Raw genomic sequence first — 13,250 nt, forward strand, 5'->3', positions numbered from 1 at the left:
AATAATAGTAAAACACATAATTAATGTTTTACCAAAACTACGTAGTGAAGTAGTAACGGCCAACTTATTACGATAACTAAATCTACCAATCACATATCTTGCAATAAAAGTAAAAGTTGAACTAATATTTATTTTATATTTTTGTTTTGAAATATTATTAGTAATTAAATCTAAGGGTTTACTTCTTAATAAGAATAATACCATTAAAAAACTAATGAAAGTTAAACTAATGATTGGAATAACAAGTAATAAAATAGCGGTAACAATATTAAAGTACCAACCAAAACTAATTAAGGCAACAGTACTAATATTAGTAATATAAATTAAATAATGCGCAACTGGAATCGAAATTAAAACACCAATAATAGCAAAAATAATTAAAGGAGCAATAATTGAAATTACTAAGAACCTGTTTAGAATCTTTTTAATAAAACTGAAATAAATGAAAGAACAACCATTTGTAAACTAGTATTTAGTTTTCTTTCACAATTTTTTCATAATCTTCTGTATTTTTCTAATCAAGCAAAGCTTCGTTCTACAATTCATCTTTTTGGTAATACTACAAAAGTATGTAATTCATTGCGTTTTATCACTTCAACATTTGCATTTATGATTGTTTTGATTTCAGAAGCAAATTTTTCACCAGTATAACCAGCATCTACTATTATTTTTTGAACTGCAGAAAGATTTTCTTTTTCATTTTCAATCATTATTATAGCGCTATTACGATCTGTTTTTTCTGCCGTGGTTATGTAAATTGCATGTGGTAAACCTTGAGAATCAACAACAATATGACGTTTTATGCCTAAAATCTTTTTACCAGCATCATAACCTTTATTTTCAGTAGTATCTGTATTTTTAACACTTTGCGAATCAATTATACAAAAACTAGTTTGTTCTTTGCGATTATTGTTGATACGAACTTTTTTAACTAATTTTTTTTAAAATTAATTGCAATACACTAGGTTCTTTACCATTATTTTTACTTCAAATTTGAAAATAATAATATACAGTTTGTCATTTTGGAAAATTTTTTGGTAACATTCTTCATTGACAACCACTTTTTAATACATATAAAATTTCACAAAATATTTCATATAAATCTAAACTTCTTAGTTTTGTTTTCTTTTTACTATTTTCTAAAATTGATTTTATGTTTTCAAATTGTTCTTTGGTGACATGACTTGGATAATTTTTATGCATATATACCTCTTATTTTAAAATATATAATCATTTTACATTATTTTCGAAAAGATTCTAAACAGGTTCTAATGATATACTTAACTGTCAACTTTTATATCCTGTTGCTTTTAAAATTCCAATTAATTTTTTATTACGATCAATCATTTTAAAAGTAATAATAAAAATAATAATAGTAGTCACAATAAAAATCAAAATTAAAAATAAACTAGAAATCTCTTCAATAACATTAATTCTATTATTAATGGAACTAAAAGATCATTCTTGCATACTAGTATAAAATCTAAGAACCTGTTTAGAATCTTTTCGAAAATAATGTAAAATGATTATATATTTTAAAATAAGAGGTATATATGCATAAAAATTATCCAAGTCATGTCACCAAAGAACAATTTGAAAACATAAAATCAATTTTAGAAAATAGTAAAAAGAAAACAAAACCAAGAAGTTTAGATTTATATGAAATATTTTGTGCAATTTTATATGTATTAAAAAGTGGTTGTCAATGAAGAATGTTACCAAAAAATTTTCCAAAATGACAAACTGTATATTATTATTTTCAAATTTGAAGTAAAAATAATGGTAAAGAACCTAGTGTATTGCAATTAATTTTAAAAAAAATTAGTTAAAAAAGTTCGTATCAACAATAATCGCAAAGAACAAACTAGTTTTTGTATAATTGATTCGCAAAGTGTTAAAAATACAGATACTACTGAAAATAAAGGTTATGATGCTGGTAAAAAGATTTCAGGCATAAAACGTCATATTGTTGTTGATTCTCAAGGTTTACCACATGCAATTTACATAACCACGGCAGAAAAAACAGATCGTAATAGCGCTATAATAATGATTGAAAATGAAAAAGAAAATCTTTCTGCAGTTCAAAAAATAATAGTAGATGCTGGTTATACTGGTGAAAAATTTGCTTCTGAAATCAAAACAATCATAAATGCAAATGTTGAAGTGATAAAACGCAATGAATTACATACTTTTGTAGTATTACCAAAAAGATGAATTGTAGAACGAAGCTTTGCTTGATTAGAAAAATACAGAAGATTATGAAAAAATTGTGAAAGAAAACTAAATACTAGTTTACAAATGGTTGTTCTTTCATTTATTTCAGTTTTATTAAAAAGATTCTAAACAGGTTCTAAGATTATTGATATTTAAAGGTGAAACTATTTTATTATAATCAATACCATTATTATAATATTTTGTACTTGCTATATCAGTAGGTGTTTTATAAGTTGCATGAAGATAATTATAAATTCATTCATTGTTTATTTGTGAATCAATATTTTTAGCCAAATCAGGATTAATACCTAAAAAAAATCATCAATATTACTGCTAAATGCCTTTAAATCGGATTCAACTTTGCGCATCGTATTACCATTAGTAAAAGCGACAGTATTTATTTTTAAATCAAGTGAATTACCAAAATAACGACCAACAAATGCTACTAATGAGCTTGTAGCATAACCACGAATAATAAACGTTTGTCCAGCAATTACATAATTTTGACCAATATGTAAATTATTTAGTTCAGCAAAATGTTTGTAAATTAAAATTTCATTATCTTGTAATGGTTTTTCTGTTAAACTTGGGCCACCATCTTTGACAATAATTGCTTTATTAACAATATATTCGGGTCCTGTTTCAATAAAAGCAAAATTTTTACTAGTAATTAATAAATCACGGACCATAACAGCATGTTGTCATTCCAATCTTTATATAACATTCCCATTGACATTATTTCATATAACTTAGCTTCATTTTTAATATCTATTTCACTATAGTTTCGATTAGCATATGACAATTGTCCCTTAAAATTATCATTATAAAACTGTAAAGCAGCTTCACAAGTAATCATAAAATTTGTTGCATTTTCTGGATTTTTTTCTGGATGTAATGGATCATATAGATATTGATTTAGCATATTAGCATATTGTTCTATCGTTGCTTTATGAATATCATAAGATGGATAATTAATAGGAATATTAATTTTAAAATCAATATAATTATGGCTAGTATCATTAAAAAGACTATCACCAATAGCAAAATATTCTTTACTACTAGCGTCCCCACCATGAAAAGTAAAACGATATATATCAGGTCTAGTAGCATCTGGTATTGTTAACTGAAAAGTAGCTTTTGCCATCTTTTCTTTATCAATAGTATTATCTTTTTGATAATAATTAATATTATTTAAATAAGAACCAGCTTTATCTTTTTCATTATATTTTCCATCAAAATTAACATATTCTACTGGTGAAAAAAATGTATATTGATCAAATTCATTATGAGCAATATCGTTAACATATTGTTCAAATAAATAATTATTAGAAAAATTTAATGATAAAAAGGCAATAATCATAATCATTACTAAAAAACCTAAACCAAACATTTGTAATAAATTGTTTTTTTGTTCACGAATATAATTACGTAATAATTTAAACATGTTTATCCCTTCTTATGATCACTTATTAATAAATTAGATTTTGACAGTTTTGCTAAAGCTGACTTTGCTGCTTCTTGCTCAGCTTTCTTTTTATTTGTTCCTACTCCTTTCCCCATTAGTATTTTATTATCTAAATACACATGAACAATAAAATAAGTAATATTATCTTTTTTAATTTGTTCCATAGTTTTATAATTAATAGGATCTCTTTTTTCTGCCTGTACTAATTCTTGTAATTTAGTTTTATAATCAATAATTGTTTCTAACTGATTAGTTTTAATCAATTCAAATAAGGTTAAGTCTAAGATTTTTTTCACTGCACTATTTCCTAAATCAAGATATACTGCAGCAAGAAATGATTCAAAAACATCTGATAAAATGCTTTCTCGTTGTTGCCCACCTGTATTTTTTTCACCATTTCCCAAAAATAAATAATCTTGTAATCCTAAAGCAATTGCCACTGCTGCCAATGTTTCTTGTCTAACTGCTTTACTACGTAAACTTGTTAATTGTCCCTCATCTTTATTTGGAAATAAGTGTCAAATGTAAGTTGAAATATTTTCCCCTAAAATCGAATCACCCAAAAATTCTAATCGCTCATATGAATAATCTAAATTATGTTCGTTTGAAAAAGAACGATGAGTAAACGCTTCACGATAATTACGATTAGATTTAATTTTTTCTAAAATACTCGATTTTAAAATATGTTCAATATTAATCATATTTTTCTCCTTAATACTTATTTATAAATTATAATTCTTGAATTTGTTTAGCTATTTTATTAGTAACATCTTGCTCAATAGCACGAATTAAAAGTTTTAAAGTACTATAATAAGATTTTTTATCACTAGATCCATGTGCTTTAAAAGCAATGCCATTAATACCTATTAATTGAGCACCACCTGTATTCTTATAATCAAAAGTCTTTTTAATATTTTTAAAAATACCAATTGACATTAAACCTAAAAATTTAGTTCATAAATTTTTTTTATAACCATTTTTAATTAATGTAAATAATAATGATGCCATGCCTTCAACTGATTTTAAAACAATATTACCTGAATAACCATCACAAATAATAATATCAACATCACCACTTAAAACATTTCGTGGTTCAATATTACCGTGAAAATTTAAAAAACTTAACTTTTCATTTTTTTGTGTTAATTGTTTTAGTTTAGCATATGTTGCTTTAGTTACTTCTGGACCTTTGCTTTCTTCAATACCAATATTTAGTAAACCAATTTTAGGACGTGAAATATTTTGAATAGTTTGACAATAAATATGACCCATTAATGCAAAATTAATTAATTCATCAACAGTGTTTTCAATATTTGCTCCAACATCCAATAATACTACTTGTCGATCTTTTATTAAAGTAGGCATAATTGGCATGAATGCCGGACGTTTAATGCCTTTGATTTCGCCTAATAAAAAATGACAAGCACCAAGATAGGCAGCAGTTGAACCCGAAGTTAGAATCCCATCTGCTTTTTTATTTTTAACTAACTGAATAGCTTGATTCATAGAAGAATCAGTCATTCTAATACCAGCGAGTGGACCATCATTCATAGTTATTACTTGGGTTGTTGCTAGTATTGTTATTCTTGATGATAATGGCTTATTTTTTAATAAAATCTGCAAGTTTCCATTAATTTGTTTTTCATCACCAACTAAACAAATTTCAACGTTTTTGAATTCTTTAATAACTTCTAACGCTGCAGCAATAGCGGGCAAACTACCATGGTCTGAACCCATTACATCAAAAGCAATTTTCATAGTTCCTCCTAAAAACAAAAAATAATTTAAGAAACCTTAAATAATATTATATTATAATTATTGATAGTTTAATTATACGTTAATTTTTTTAATTCCTTAAGATTAACAATCCAACTAATACTGCATTTATTTATTTATTTTTAAATATGAATATTTCATTATTTGCTAGTAAAAAGTTAAAAAACAATTTATCTCTAATTATTTGATATTGATTTTCTAAATAATTGTTTTTATTTACACCAGTTTTTTTTAAAGACCAAAACCCTTTTATTTATTTTATTAATAAAAAAAACTTTAAAAGCAAAAAACTAATATAAATATAAAAATATCTTATCATAATTTTACTAAAATCAAAAATAATCAAAGAATTAAAAAAAATATTAAAACATTTAATAGTGTTTATTTTTATTTATAAAATAAACACTATTAATTTGATTATTATTCATAAAAATAAAAATAAAGTTAATTAAAAATAATTTTTATTTTATTTTATTTTAAAAACTTTAGAATTTAGTTACTTCTTATTATATATCTAAGAAGGTATTGGGAAAAATTAATAACACAACTAAAAACTTTACTTATAAACAGTAATTTTTTGGATATGATTTTAAAATACTGGAATGGCAACCCTTTTTAGGACTATTTTTTGGTAGACATTTTTTCATGATATTTAACTGGAGTTAGGTAGTTTAAAGTGCTGTGGATTCGTATGTTGTTGTATCAATTGATATAATCAAATAATTCTAATTTTAATTGGATTAATGATGTAAAATTTTTATCATTAATAAATTCAGTTTTGAAAGTTTTGAAAATTGCTTCAGCAACAGCATTATCATAAGGACAACCTTTTTTGCTTAAAGAACGGGTAATATTGAATGCTAATAAAAGTTTATCAATAGTTTTATTATTGAATTCATTACCGCGATCACTATGAAATATTTGAATATCTTTTAAACAGCGATTTGATTGCATAAATGCTTGATATACTAATGATGCATCTTTTTTAGTACCTACACACTATGTCCAATAATTTCGCGGTTAAATAGGTCGATTAATAAGCAAATATAGTTTCACTTACCATTAACTTGAACATAAGTTAAATCACTAACAATAACTTCATTTTTAAGCCTATTATTAAAGTTTCTATTCACAAGATTGCTTATTTGGCTATCATTGACTTTGTTATGATGATTTTTAAATGATAATTTAGTGTATTTTGATATTAAATTATGCTGATTCATAATTTCTTTAATTTTTTTGCGTGATAAATAAATTTCTTTATTTTCTAGACTGACTTTTAATCTTCTTGTTCCATAAACTTCTGGAGATAGTGCTGGATGAATTAAAGATGTAGCAGATTATCTTGGTGCTGAGTTTGTTTTAGATAAATTCCATTTAATTAGAACATTATATCTTGGTATAATGGCGGGAAATAAAGGAAAATATTGAAGTGAATATAATAATTGTAAAGATTTCATTAATAATGGTCAATATGAACAATTAATTGATTATTTATATAAAGAATTAGATAATCATAAAAAGTTAAAAAAACAATATTTTAAAAATAATAAAAAAGGTATTGTTAATCAAGGTGCAAAATGAAATATTGGTTGTTTTACTGAAACAAATATTTGACATGTTTTAAAAGAAATGATTGTTAATAGAACATATAGTATTTTTATTTATATAAAAATGGTTATTTTTAAATGTAATCAAATAAATTTAAAAACATAATTTTACTTATTTTAAAATAAAAAATTAAAAAAACTTATTAAATTAAAAGTTAATAAGAATTTTTGTTATATATTTATGTTAATTAAATTATTAAAATGTTTTTATAATTTATAAAATTGAGTATTTTAATTGTAATATTTTTAAATTAGTAGTAAGATAAATTTACAATTTCATAAAAATCCAAATTATTTCTTGTCTAAATTTATAATAAGACTACAACGATTTAATTTATTCCGGATTTTTGACAATCTCCCATTTAAAATTTATTGAAGAAAGTAGTGAACCAATTATTGGTGGTCCATATCATTCTATTTTTATTAAAAAATTAATAAGAAATAATAGTGAAAATTGAGTGGCAACCACTAATTTTAGTTTAACTTACAATGAAATATTAAAATTTTATAGTAGTGATAACTTTAGTTTTATTGATTATAAGTATTTAATTCATAGTCAAATAAAGGTATAAAATGTTTATACGTAGGTTACAAATTAGCATTTTAATTATTACTATCACTATTACATTAAGTATTATGTTATTTTTTATTATCAAAAATTTTTCAACTAATAAAAATTTAAATGAAATGGTAAAAGAATATGATGTAGAATTAGAGACCGTAGATGATAAAAAAGAAAATTTAAATCCAGACATAGTTGTAGAAGCTATTGATATTAAAAAATTAAATGAAAGTATTACAATTATTTTAGATAAAAATAGTACTATCTTAGCAAATCAGTCACAGATTATATATAAAATACAATTTAATCAAAATTTATTTCAATACATATTTTTAAAGTTAATTATTAAAACATTTCCACAATGAAAAATTAATAATTTTATTTTTCATTTTAATATTTTAAATAATGCTGTATGAGTTGAATATAATACTAATTTAAAACTAGATTATTTAGAATGATATTTTAAAATAACAAATAAAATTTAATGCTCTATGTTATACTAAGTATAACTATTAATAAAAATGATTTAAATTAGGAGTGAATTTATGGATATTTTAAGTGAAATTCATCAAATTATTAAAAAAGATTATCCAGAAATTAAAGAAAAAATTACACCCAAAACTAAATTTAAAGATGTAAAAATTGACTCTCTTAAATTAGTAATGATTGTTATTAAAATAGAAGAAAAACATAATGTAAAAATTAATGATAATAAATTACTGGATTTACAAACAAAAACAGTTCAAGATTTAATAAATGAAATTGAAAGATTAGTAGCAATTGAAAATAAAAAAAAGTAATATTATATTTTATCAGGAGATTAGTATGAATAAAAATTTTGAAAATATTATCCAAAAGTTGAAAGATAAAGACTATCGTTTAACTGATGTTCGTAAAGCAGTTATTAAAGTATTAACGCTTAAGCAACATGTTAGTATTAATGATATTATTAGTTTTTTAACAAAAGAAGGTAATGATAATATTAATATTATGAGTATTTATAATACTATTGATTTATTAATGACAGAACATATTATTCATGCTAATGTTTTTGAAGGAAAACAAATAATTTATGAACTATCAGAAAATACCGTTCATATTATTTGTAATTTTTGTAATAAAATTATTCATGCCTCTTTCGAAGATAAACAACAAATTTCACCATTACAAGAAGAAAAACTTGAAAAATTAGCAACTAAAAATAATTTTTATTTTTCACATTATAAGTTAGAAATTCATGGAATTTGTGATAAATGTGAATTAAAAATAAAAAAAATGAAATTTTAATTGAACTTAAAACTTCTTTCGCGTAAAATTGAACATGTACTATTTAAATTAAATATTTTAGGGGTGTAGTTCAATGGTAGAACATCGGCCTTCAGATCCGAGTGTTGTGGGTTCGAGTCCTGCCACCCCTGCCATTATTAAAATTCACTTTTAAATGTTTCTCATAAAAGTGAATTTTTTATTATTATAATTTTGGTAACTTATCTTTATCTAAATTAAAAGCAACAAAACTGAAGGTTCCAATTCCTGTATGAGCACAAATTACGTTTGCTAAATTAATAGTTTTGACGTTTTTAATGCCATAATCTTTAACAAATTTTGTAATTTTTTCTATTTCTTTTGCCTCAGCAAAAGCATGAATAATGTAAAAGAGAGTAATGCTTTCTATTTTTTTACTTTTATTAATTTCTTTAAGAGTATTTTTAATTGCTTTATCTCATGTTCTTGTTTTATCAAATTTATCAATGGTTCCGTCAAAAGATAAAATTGGAGTTATTTTTAACATAGTAGCTAAGGCTGCTGCTGATTTTGAAATTCTACCACCACGAACTAAATAATTTAAATCATAAGGTAAAATAAATGCTATATAGTTATCTCTTATTAATTTTAGTGCTTCTATAATATCATTAACATTATTTTTTTCGTTAAGTGACATTTGATATGCTTTTTTAACTAATAGTCAGTTAATAACTGAAACACCATTACTATCAAAAACAAAAACTTTATCTTTAAAATTAGATTCTTTTGATAACATAGTAGCAGTGTTATATTGACCCGATAACCCCTTTGATAAAGGAATAAAAATAATCTTTTCAAATTTAGTTAAAGCATCTTCTCAAATTATACTCATTTGACCAAGTGGTGTTTGCGAAGTTTTGGCAGATTGTTTTTTATGAACTATTCTATTATAGAATTCTTCATCCTCTAGAATGTTAGGGTCATCAGTAATAGTTGTATCATCACTAAAAGTGATTAATAATGGACAAAATCCAATATTCATTTCTTTTAAATCTTTAATTGAAAATCCTGAAGAGGAATCAGCAACAATACCAATTTTTTTTTTCAATTTTCTCACCCTAACTATAATATTTTTTACTTATTTATTAAATTATAACATATATTTTTTACTTAAAAATGGACTTTCATCGTTGAAAGATATATAAAATAGTTAATATGTTGTTTTTGGGGTGGTTGATTCTTGTTTCTTAGATTTTTTATCAGAACATTAATTTTAAAAAACTGAATGTATTCTAAAAACAATTGTGTTATATAATTAACACTAATTTTGACATGAAAGGATTTTATTAATAAGTTAAATATTTTTTCAAAATTAAAAATTATTAAAGACGGAAAAAATATTTTTCAATTAGATATCTAACAAAATATATTAAATCAAAACTATCAGCATATTACTTTTTTAAAAATCAAGAAAAATTTATATAAATAAGTCAAAAAAATAAAACTCATTAAGTAATAAAAATAAAAAAATCCAAATAAATGAATGACCACTTAAAAACTCAAATCAATATTGAAATATTGATGAAAATATTAATGATGTAAATCAATATGTTGTGTTTTTTCTAATTATCAAAGAATATATTTTAAATTTCTAAAACCCCGATATTTTTATATCAAATCTGTTTTATTTCATAAATCATATAAAATGATTACATTATGAAAAATTTAAAGATTTAAAGAGAGGGTTATATTATGAAAAAGAAAATTATTAAAACAATCATTGCATCAACTGCATTAACTAGTGGTATTCCTGCTGAAAGTGGTATTTTAACTAAAATAGAAACTGAAACAGAAAATGAATTAGAAGAAAAAGATAAAAGAGCAAATTCTACAAAAAAAAGAGTTAAAAGACAAACTCCACCAAGTTTACAAAAAGCAATGACAACAATTAATATTGGTCAAATTGAAGCGAATGATAAACAACATATTATTCAAAGATTAAGAGAAATTAATCATCCAATTTTATCTAGAGAAGATTTTTAGAAAATATTGAATTTGAAAACATTACAAATATTAATGCAACAGTACATGCTGGTATTAACATTTACGATCAAAATCCCGTAAGAAATATTCCAAAAAATTTAAATTTTACTATTAACTTTACACCTCGAAGATTAACATTATCAAGTATTCTTATTAGAACTCTGAGTTAGGAGAATTGTTAGAACCTGTTTAAAATCTTTTCAATAAAATTGAAATAAAGGCAAGAACAACCATTTGTAAGCTAGTATTTAATTTTTTTTCACAATTTTTCATAATCTTCTGCATTTTTCTAATCATGCAAAACTTCGTTCTACAACTCATCTTTTTGGTAATACTACAAAAGAATGTAATTCATTACGTTTTATAACTTCAACATTTGCATTTATAATTGTTTTAATTTTAGAAGCAAATTTTTCACCAGTATAACCAGCATCTACTAGTATTTTTTGAACTGCAGAAAGATTCTCTTTTTCATTTTCAATCATTATTATAGCACTGTTACGATCTGTTTTTTCTGCTGTGGTTATGTAAATTGCATGTGGTAAACCTTGAGAATCAACAGCAATATGACGCTTTATTCCTGAAATCTTTTTACCAGCATCATAACCTTTGTTTTTAGTAGTATCTGTATTTTTAACACTTTGTGAATCAATTATACAAAAACTAGTTTGTTCTTTTCTACCATTATTGATACGAAATGCCATGACTAATTTTTTTTAAAACTAATTGTAATACACTAGGTTCTTTACCATTATTTTTACTTCAAACTTGAAAATAATAATATACAATTTGTCATTTTGGAAAATCTTTTGGTAACATTCTTCATTGACAACCACTTTTTAATACATATAAAACTGCACAAAATACTTCATATAAATAAATTGGAATGGTAACACTTTTTAGGACTATTTTTTGGTAGACATTTGTGCTTGGTATTTAACTGGAGTTAAGTATTTTAGAGTGCTGTGAATTCTTATGTTGTTGTATCAATTGATGTAATCAAATAATTCTAGTTTTAATTGGATTAATGATGTAAAATTTTTATCATTAATAAATTCTGTTTTGAAACTTTTAAAAGTTGCTTCAGCAACAGCATTGTCATAAGGGCATCCTTTTTTGTTTAAAGATCGAGTTATGTTGAATGCTAATAAAAGTTTATCAATAGTTTTATTATTAAATTCATTACCGCGATCACTATGAAATATTTGGATATCTTTTAAACAGCGATTTGATTGCATAAATGCTTGATATACTAATGGTGCATCTTTTTTAACTCCAACACACTATGTCCGATAATTTCGCGGTTGTACAGATCAATTAATAAGCAAATATAGTTTCATTTACCATTAACTTGAACGTAAGTTAAATCATCACTAACAATAACTTCATTTTTAACTCTATTATTAAAGTTTCTATTAACAAGATTGGTAATTTTACTATCATTCACTCTATCATGATGATTTTTGAATGATAATTTAGTGTATTTTGATATTAAATTATGTTTATTCATAATTTCTTTAATTTTTCTGCGTGATAAGTAAATTTCTTGTTTTGCTAGTATGACTTTTAATCTTCTAGTACCATAAACTTCTTTATTTTCTTTAAAAGCACTAATAACAGCTTCATCATAAATATTATTTTGATTTTTTTCTTTTTTCTTTAAATTAAATAATATGTTGATTTAGAAAGTTTTAAAAAACGACACATTGTGCGCATTTTATATTTAACTTTATTTTTAGCAATAATTTCTATTTTCTGCCTATTATTAGTGCTGCTTGCTTTAAAATATCATTTTCCATTCGTAACTGTTTTAATTCTTTTCTTAATTTAATTAATTCATTTTCTTCAACAGAACGGTTATCTTTAGATTTAAAACTACCTGAATTAGTAAATTGCTTAATTCAATTATAAGTAGCTGCTCTTGTAACATTGTACTCTTTAGCAAGACAAGATACTGATTTGCCACTTTGATATAAAGCTACTATTTGTTTTTTAAATTCATCTGAATATGAGTTAATATTGGCCATAATTATAGTTCCTTTCTTTTCACTAATTTGTTCACTTGTCTACGTAATTAGTGTCCAATAAAGTGTAACCCATCCATATCTGCATTTATAGAACAACAAATTAAAGAGTTTACACCCACACAAATTACTTATTTTAATGAAAAACAAATTCAAACATTTACAAAAACACAAATACAAGCATTTACAAAAGAACAAATTAAAGAGTTTACACCCACACAAATTGAGTCATTTACAGAAGAACAAATTAAAAATTCACCACAACTTTTATTAAGAAAAGAAGAAATTAAAAGTTTTAATTCAAAAGAAAT

Annotated in this window: 18 protein-coding genes, 1 tRNA gene and 2 pseudogenes; 8 read left to right on the forward strand and 13 right to left on the reverse strand. The window is 23.5% G+C overall.

The genetic code is table 4. From position 1 onward, the window contains the following. The 3 genes from ACI2WJ_RS00495 to ACI2WJ_RS00505 form a co-directional block, all read right to left on the reverse strand. Positions 1 to 204, reverse strand: a 204-nt coding sequence (locus tag ACI2WJ_RS00495) for a hypothetical protein (RefSeq protein WP_400254506.1), incomplete at its 3' end; no start/stop codon positions are given. A 209-nt stretch (positions 205 to 413) separates the two neighbouring features. Next, a protein-coding gene (locus ACI2WJ_RS00500; RefSeq protein WP_400254507.1) for an IS5 family transposase occupies positions 414 to 1,203 on the reverse strand; the annotation gives its coding sequence in 2 pieces (ribosomal slippage) (positions 414 to 941 and positions 943 to 1,203; 789 coding nt in all). Positions 1,204 to 1,257: 54 nt separating this feature from the next. Continuing rightward, positions 1,258 to 1,470 (reverse strand): FtsX-like permease family protein, encoded by a 213-nt coding sequence (locus ACI2WJ_RS00505; protein ID WP_400254508.1) that lies wholly within the window; start codon positions 1,468 to 1,470, stop codon positions 1,258 to 1,260. A gap of 83 nt (positions 1,471 to 1,553) precedes the next feature. Between ACI2WJ_RS00505 and ACI2WJ_RS00510 the strand changes: the two genes are divergently transcribed. After that, a protein-coding gene (locus ACI2WJ_RS00510) for an IS5 family transposase (protein ID WP_400254448.1) occupies positions 1,554 to 2,343 on the forward strand; the annotation gives its coding sequence in 2 pieces (ribosomal slippage) (positions 1,554 to 1,814 and positions 1,816 to 2,343; 789 coding nt in all). Here ACI2WJ_RS00510 and ACI2WJ_RS00515 read toward each other — a convergent pair. The 7 genes from ACI2WJ_RS00515 to ACI2WJ_RS00545 form a co-directional block, all read right to left on the reverse strand. After that, complete coding sequence (locus tag ACI2WJ_RS00515) at positions 2,329 to 2,508, reverse strand: hypothetical protein (protein ID WP_400254509.1); 180 nt, start codon at positions 2,506 to 2,508, stop codon at positions 2,329 to 2,331. The two genes, ACI2WJ_RS00510 and ACI2WJ_RS00515, sit on opposite strands and share 15 nt — an antisense overlap. 14 nt (positions 2,509 to 2,522) lie before the next feature. After that, complete coding sequence (locus ACI2WJ_RS00520; RefSeq protein WP_400254510.1) at positions 2,523 to 2,924, reverse strand: hypothetical protein; 402 nt, start codon at positions 2,922 to 2,924, stop codon at positions 2,523 to 2,525. Beyond that, on the reverse strand, positions 2,885 to 3,658 hold the full coding sequence (locus tag ACI2WJ_RS00525; protein ID WP_400254511.1) for a hypothetical protein: 774 nt from the start codon (positions 3,656 to 3,658) through the stop codon (positions 2,885 to 2,887). The genes ACI2WJ_RS00520 and ACI2WJ_RS00525 overlap by 40 nt, the downstream gene beginning before the upstream one ends. Before the next feature lie 2 nt (positions 3,659 to 3,660). Further along, complete coding sequence (rnc, locus tag ACI2WJ_RS00530) at positions 3,661 to 4,380, reverse strand: ribonuclease III (RefSeq protein WP_174481262.1); 720 nt, start codon at positions 4,378 to 4,380, stop codon at positions 3,661 to 3,663. A 28-nt stretch (positions 4,381 to 4,408) separates the two neighbouring features. Then, a complete protein-coding gene (plsX, locus tag ACI2WJ_RS00535) occupies positions 4,409 to 5,437 on the reverse strand; it encodes a phosphate acyltransferase PlsX (RefSeq protein ID WP_174481261.1) in 1,029 nt (342 codons plus the stop codon). Positions 5,438 to 6,076: 639 nt separating this feature from the next. Then, positions 6,077 to 6,409 (reverse strand): IS3 family transposase, encoded by a 333-nt coding sequence (locus tag ACI2WJ_RS00540; RefSeq protein WP_400254512.1) that lies wholly within the window; start codon positions 6,407 to 6,409, stop codon positions 6,077 to 6,079. Between the two features lie 38 nt (positions 6,410 to 6,447). Next, positions 6,448 to 6,678, reverse strand: a complete 231-nt coding sequence (locus ACI2WJ_RS00545) for a hypothetical protein (protein WP_400254513.1) — start codon at positions 6,676 to 6,678, stop codon at positions 6,448 to 6,450. Between the two features lie 181 nt (positions 6,679 to 6,859). On the opposite strand from ACI2WJ_RS00545, the gene ACI2WJ_RS00550 reads away from it, so the two are divergent. The 6 genes from ACI2WJ_RS00550 (at position 6,860) to ACI2WJ_RS00575 (ending at position 9,048) form a co-directional block, all read left to right on the forward strand. Beyond that, positions 6,860 to 7,171, forward strand: a complete 312-nt coding sequence (locus ACI2WJ_RS00550) for a hypothetical protein (protein ID WP_339038926.1) — start codon at positions 6,860 to 6,862, stop codon at positions 7,169 to 7,171. A gap of 241 nt (positions 7,172 to 7,412) precedes the next feature. Beyond that, the gene (locus tag ACI2WJ_RS00555; protein WP_400254514.1) at positions 7,413 to 7,637 is read left to right on the forward strand and encodes a hypothetical protein; all 225 of its coding nucleotides are present in this window, start codon (positions 7,413 to 7,415) and stop codon (positions 7,635 to 7,637) included. 1 nt (position 7,638) lies between these two features. Then, entirely contained in the window at positions 7,639 to 8,112 is a 474-nt protein-coding gene (locus ACI2WJ_RS00560; RefSeq protein ID WP_338958030.1) for a hypothetical protein, read from the forward strand. 60 nt (positions 8,113 to 8,172) lie between these two features. Further along, the gene (locus tag ACI2WJ_RS00565) at positions 8,173 to 8,427 is read left to right on the forward strand and encodes an acyl carrier protein (protein WP_174480328.1); all 255 of its coding nucleotides are present in this window, start codon (positions 8,173 to 8,175) and stop codon (positions 8,425 to 8,427) included. Between the two features lie 25 nt (positions 8,428 to 8,452). Beyond that, positions 8,453 to 8,914 (forward strand): Fur family transcriptional regulator, encoded by a 462-nt coding sequence (locus ACI2WJ_RS00570; RefSeq protein ID WP_252319930.1) that lies wholly within the window; start codon positions 8,453 to 8,455, stop codon positions 8,912 to 8,914. A gap of 59 nt (positions 8,915 to 8,973) precedes the next feature. Then, positions 8,974 to 9,048: transfer RNA gene (locus ACI2WJ_RS00575), tRNA-Trp, on the forward strand. Positions 9,049 to 9,098: 50 nt separating this feature from the next. Here ACI2WJ_RS00575 and ACI2WJ_RS00580 read toward each other — a convergent pair. Then, positions 9,099 to 9,980, reverse strand: a complete 882-nt coding sequence (locus ACI2WJ_RS00580) for a DegV family protein (RefSeq protein WP_338958025.1) — start codon at positions 9,978 to 9,980, stop codon at positions 9,099 to 9,101. 644 nt (positions 9,981 to 10,624) lie between these two features. On the opposite strand from ACI2WJ_RS00580, the gene ACI2WJ_RS00585 reads away from it, so the two are divergent. Continuing rightward, positions 10,625 to 10,915 (forward strand): hypothetical protein, encoded by a 291-nt coding sequence (locus tag ACI2WJ_RS00585; protein ID WP_339039054.1) that lies wholly within the window; start codon positions 10,625 to 10,627, stop codon positions 10,913 to 10,915. 189 nt (positions 10,916 to 11,104) lie between these two features. Here the strand turns inward: ACI2WJ_RS00585 and ACI2WJ_RS00590 are convergent. Together ACI2WJ_RS00590 and ACI2WJ_RS00595 are read right to left on the reverse strand one after the other, a co-directional pair. After that, positions 11,105 to 11,791: pseudogene (locus tag ACI2WJ_RS00590) on the reverse strand (IS5 family transposase); the annotation flags it as partial. A 29-nt stretch (positions 11,792 to 11,820) separates the two neighbouring features. Further along, a pseudogene (locus ACI2WJ_RS00595) lies at positions 11,821 to 12,942 on the reverse strand (IS3 family transposase). Positions 12,943 to 13,250 lie beyond the last annotated feature (308 nt).

The sequence above is a fragment of the Spiroplasma endosymbiont of Cleonymus obscurus genome (genome assembly GCF_964273375.1).
In the GTDB taxonomy this organism is placed as follows: Bacteria; Bacillota_I; Bacilli_A; order Mycoplasmatales; family VBWQ01; genus Spiroplasma_E.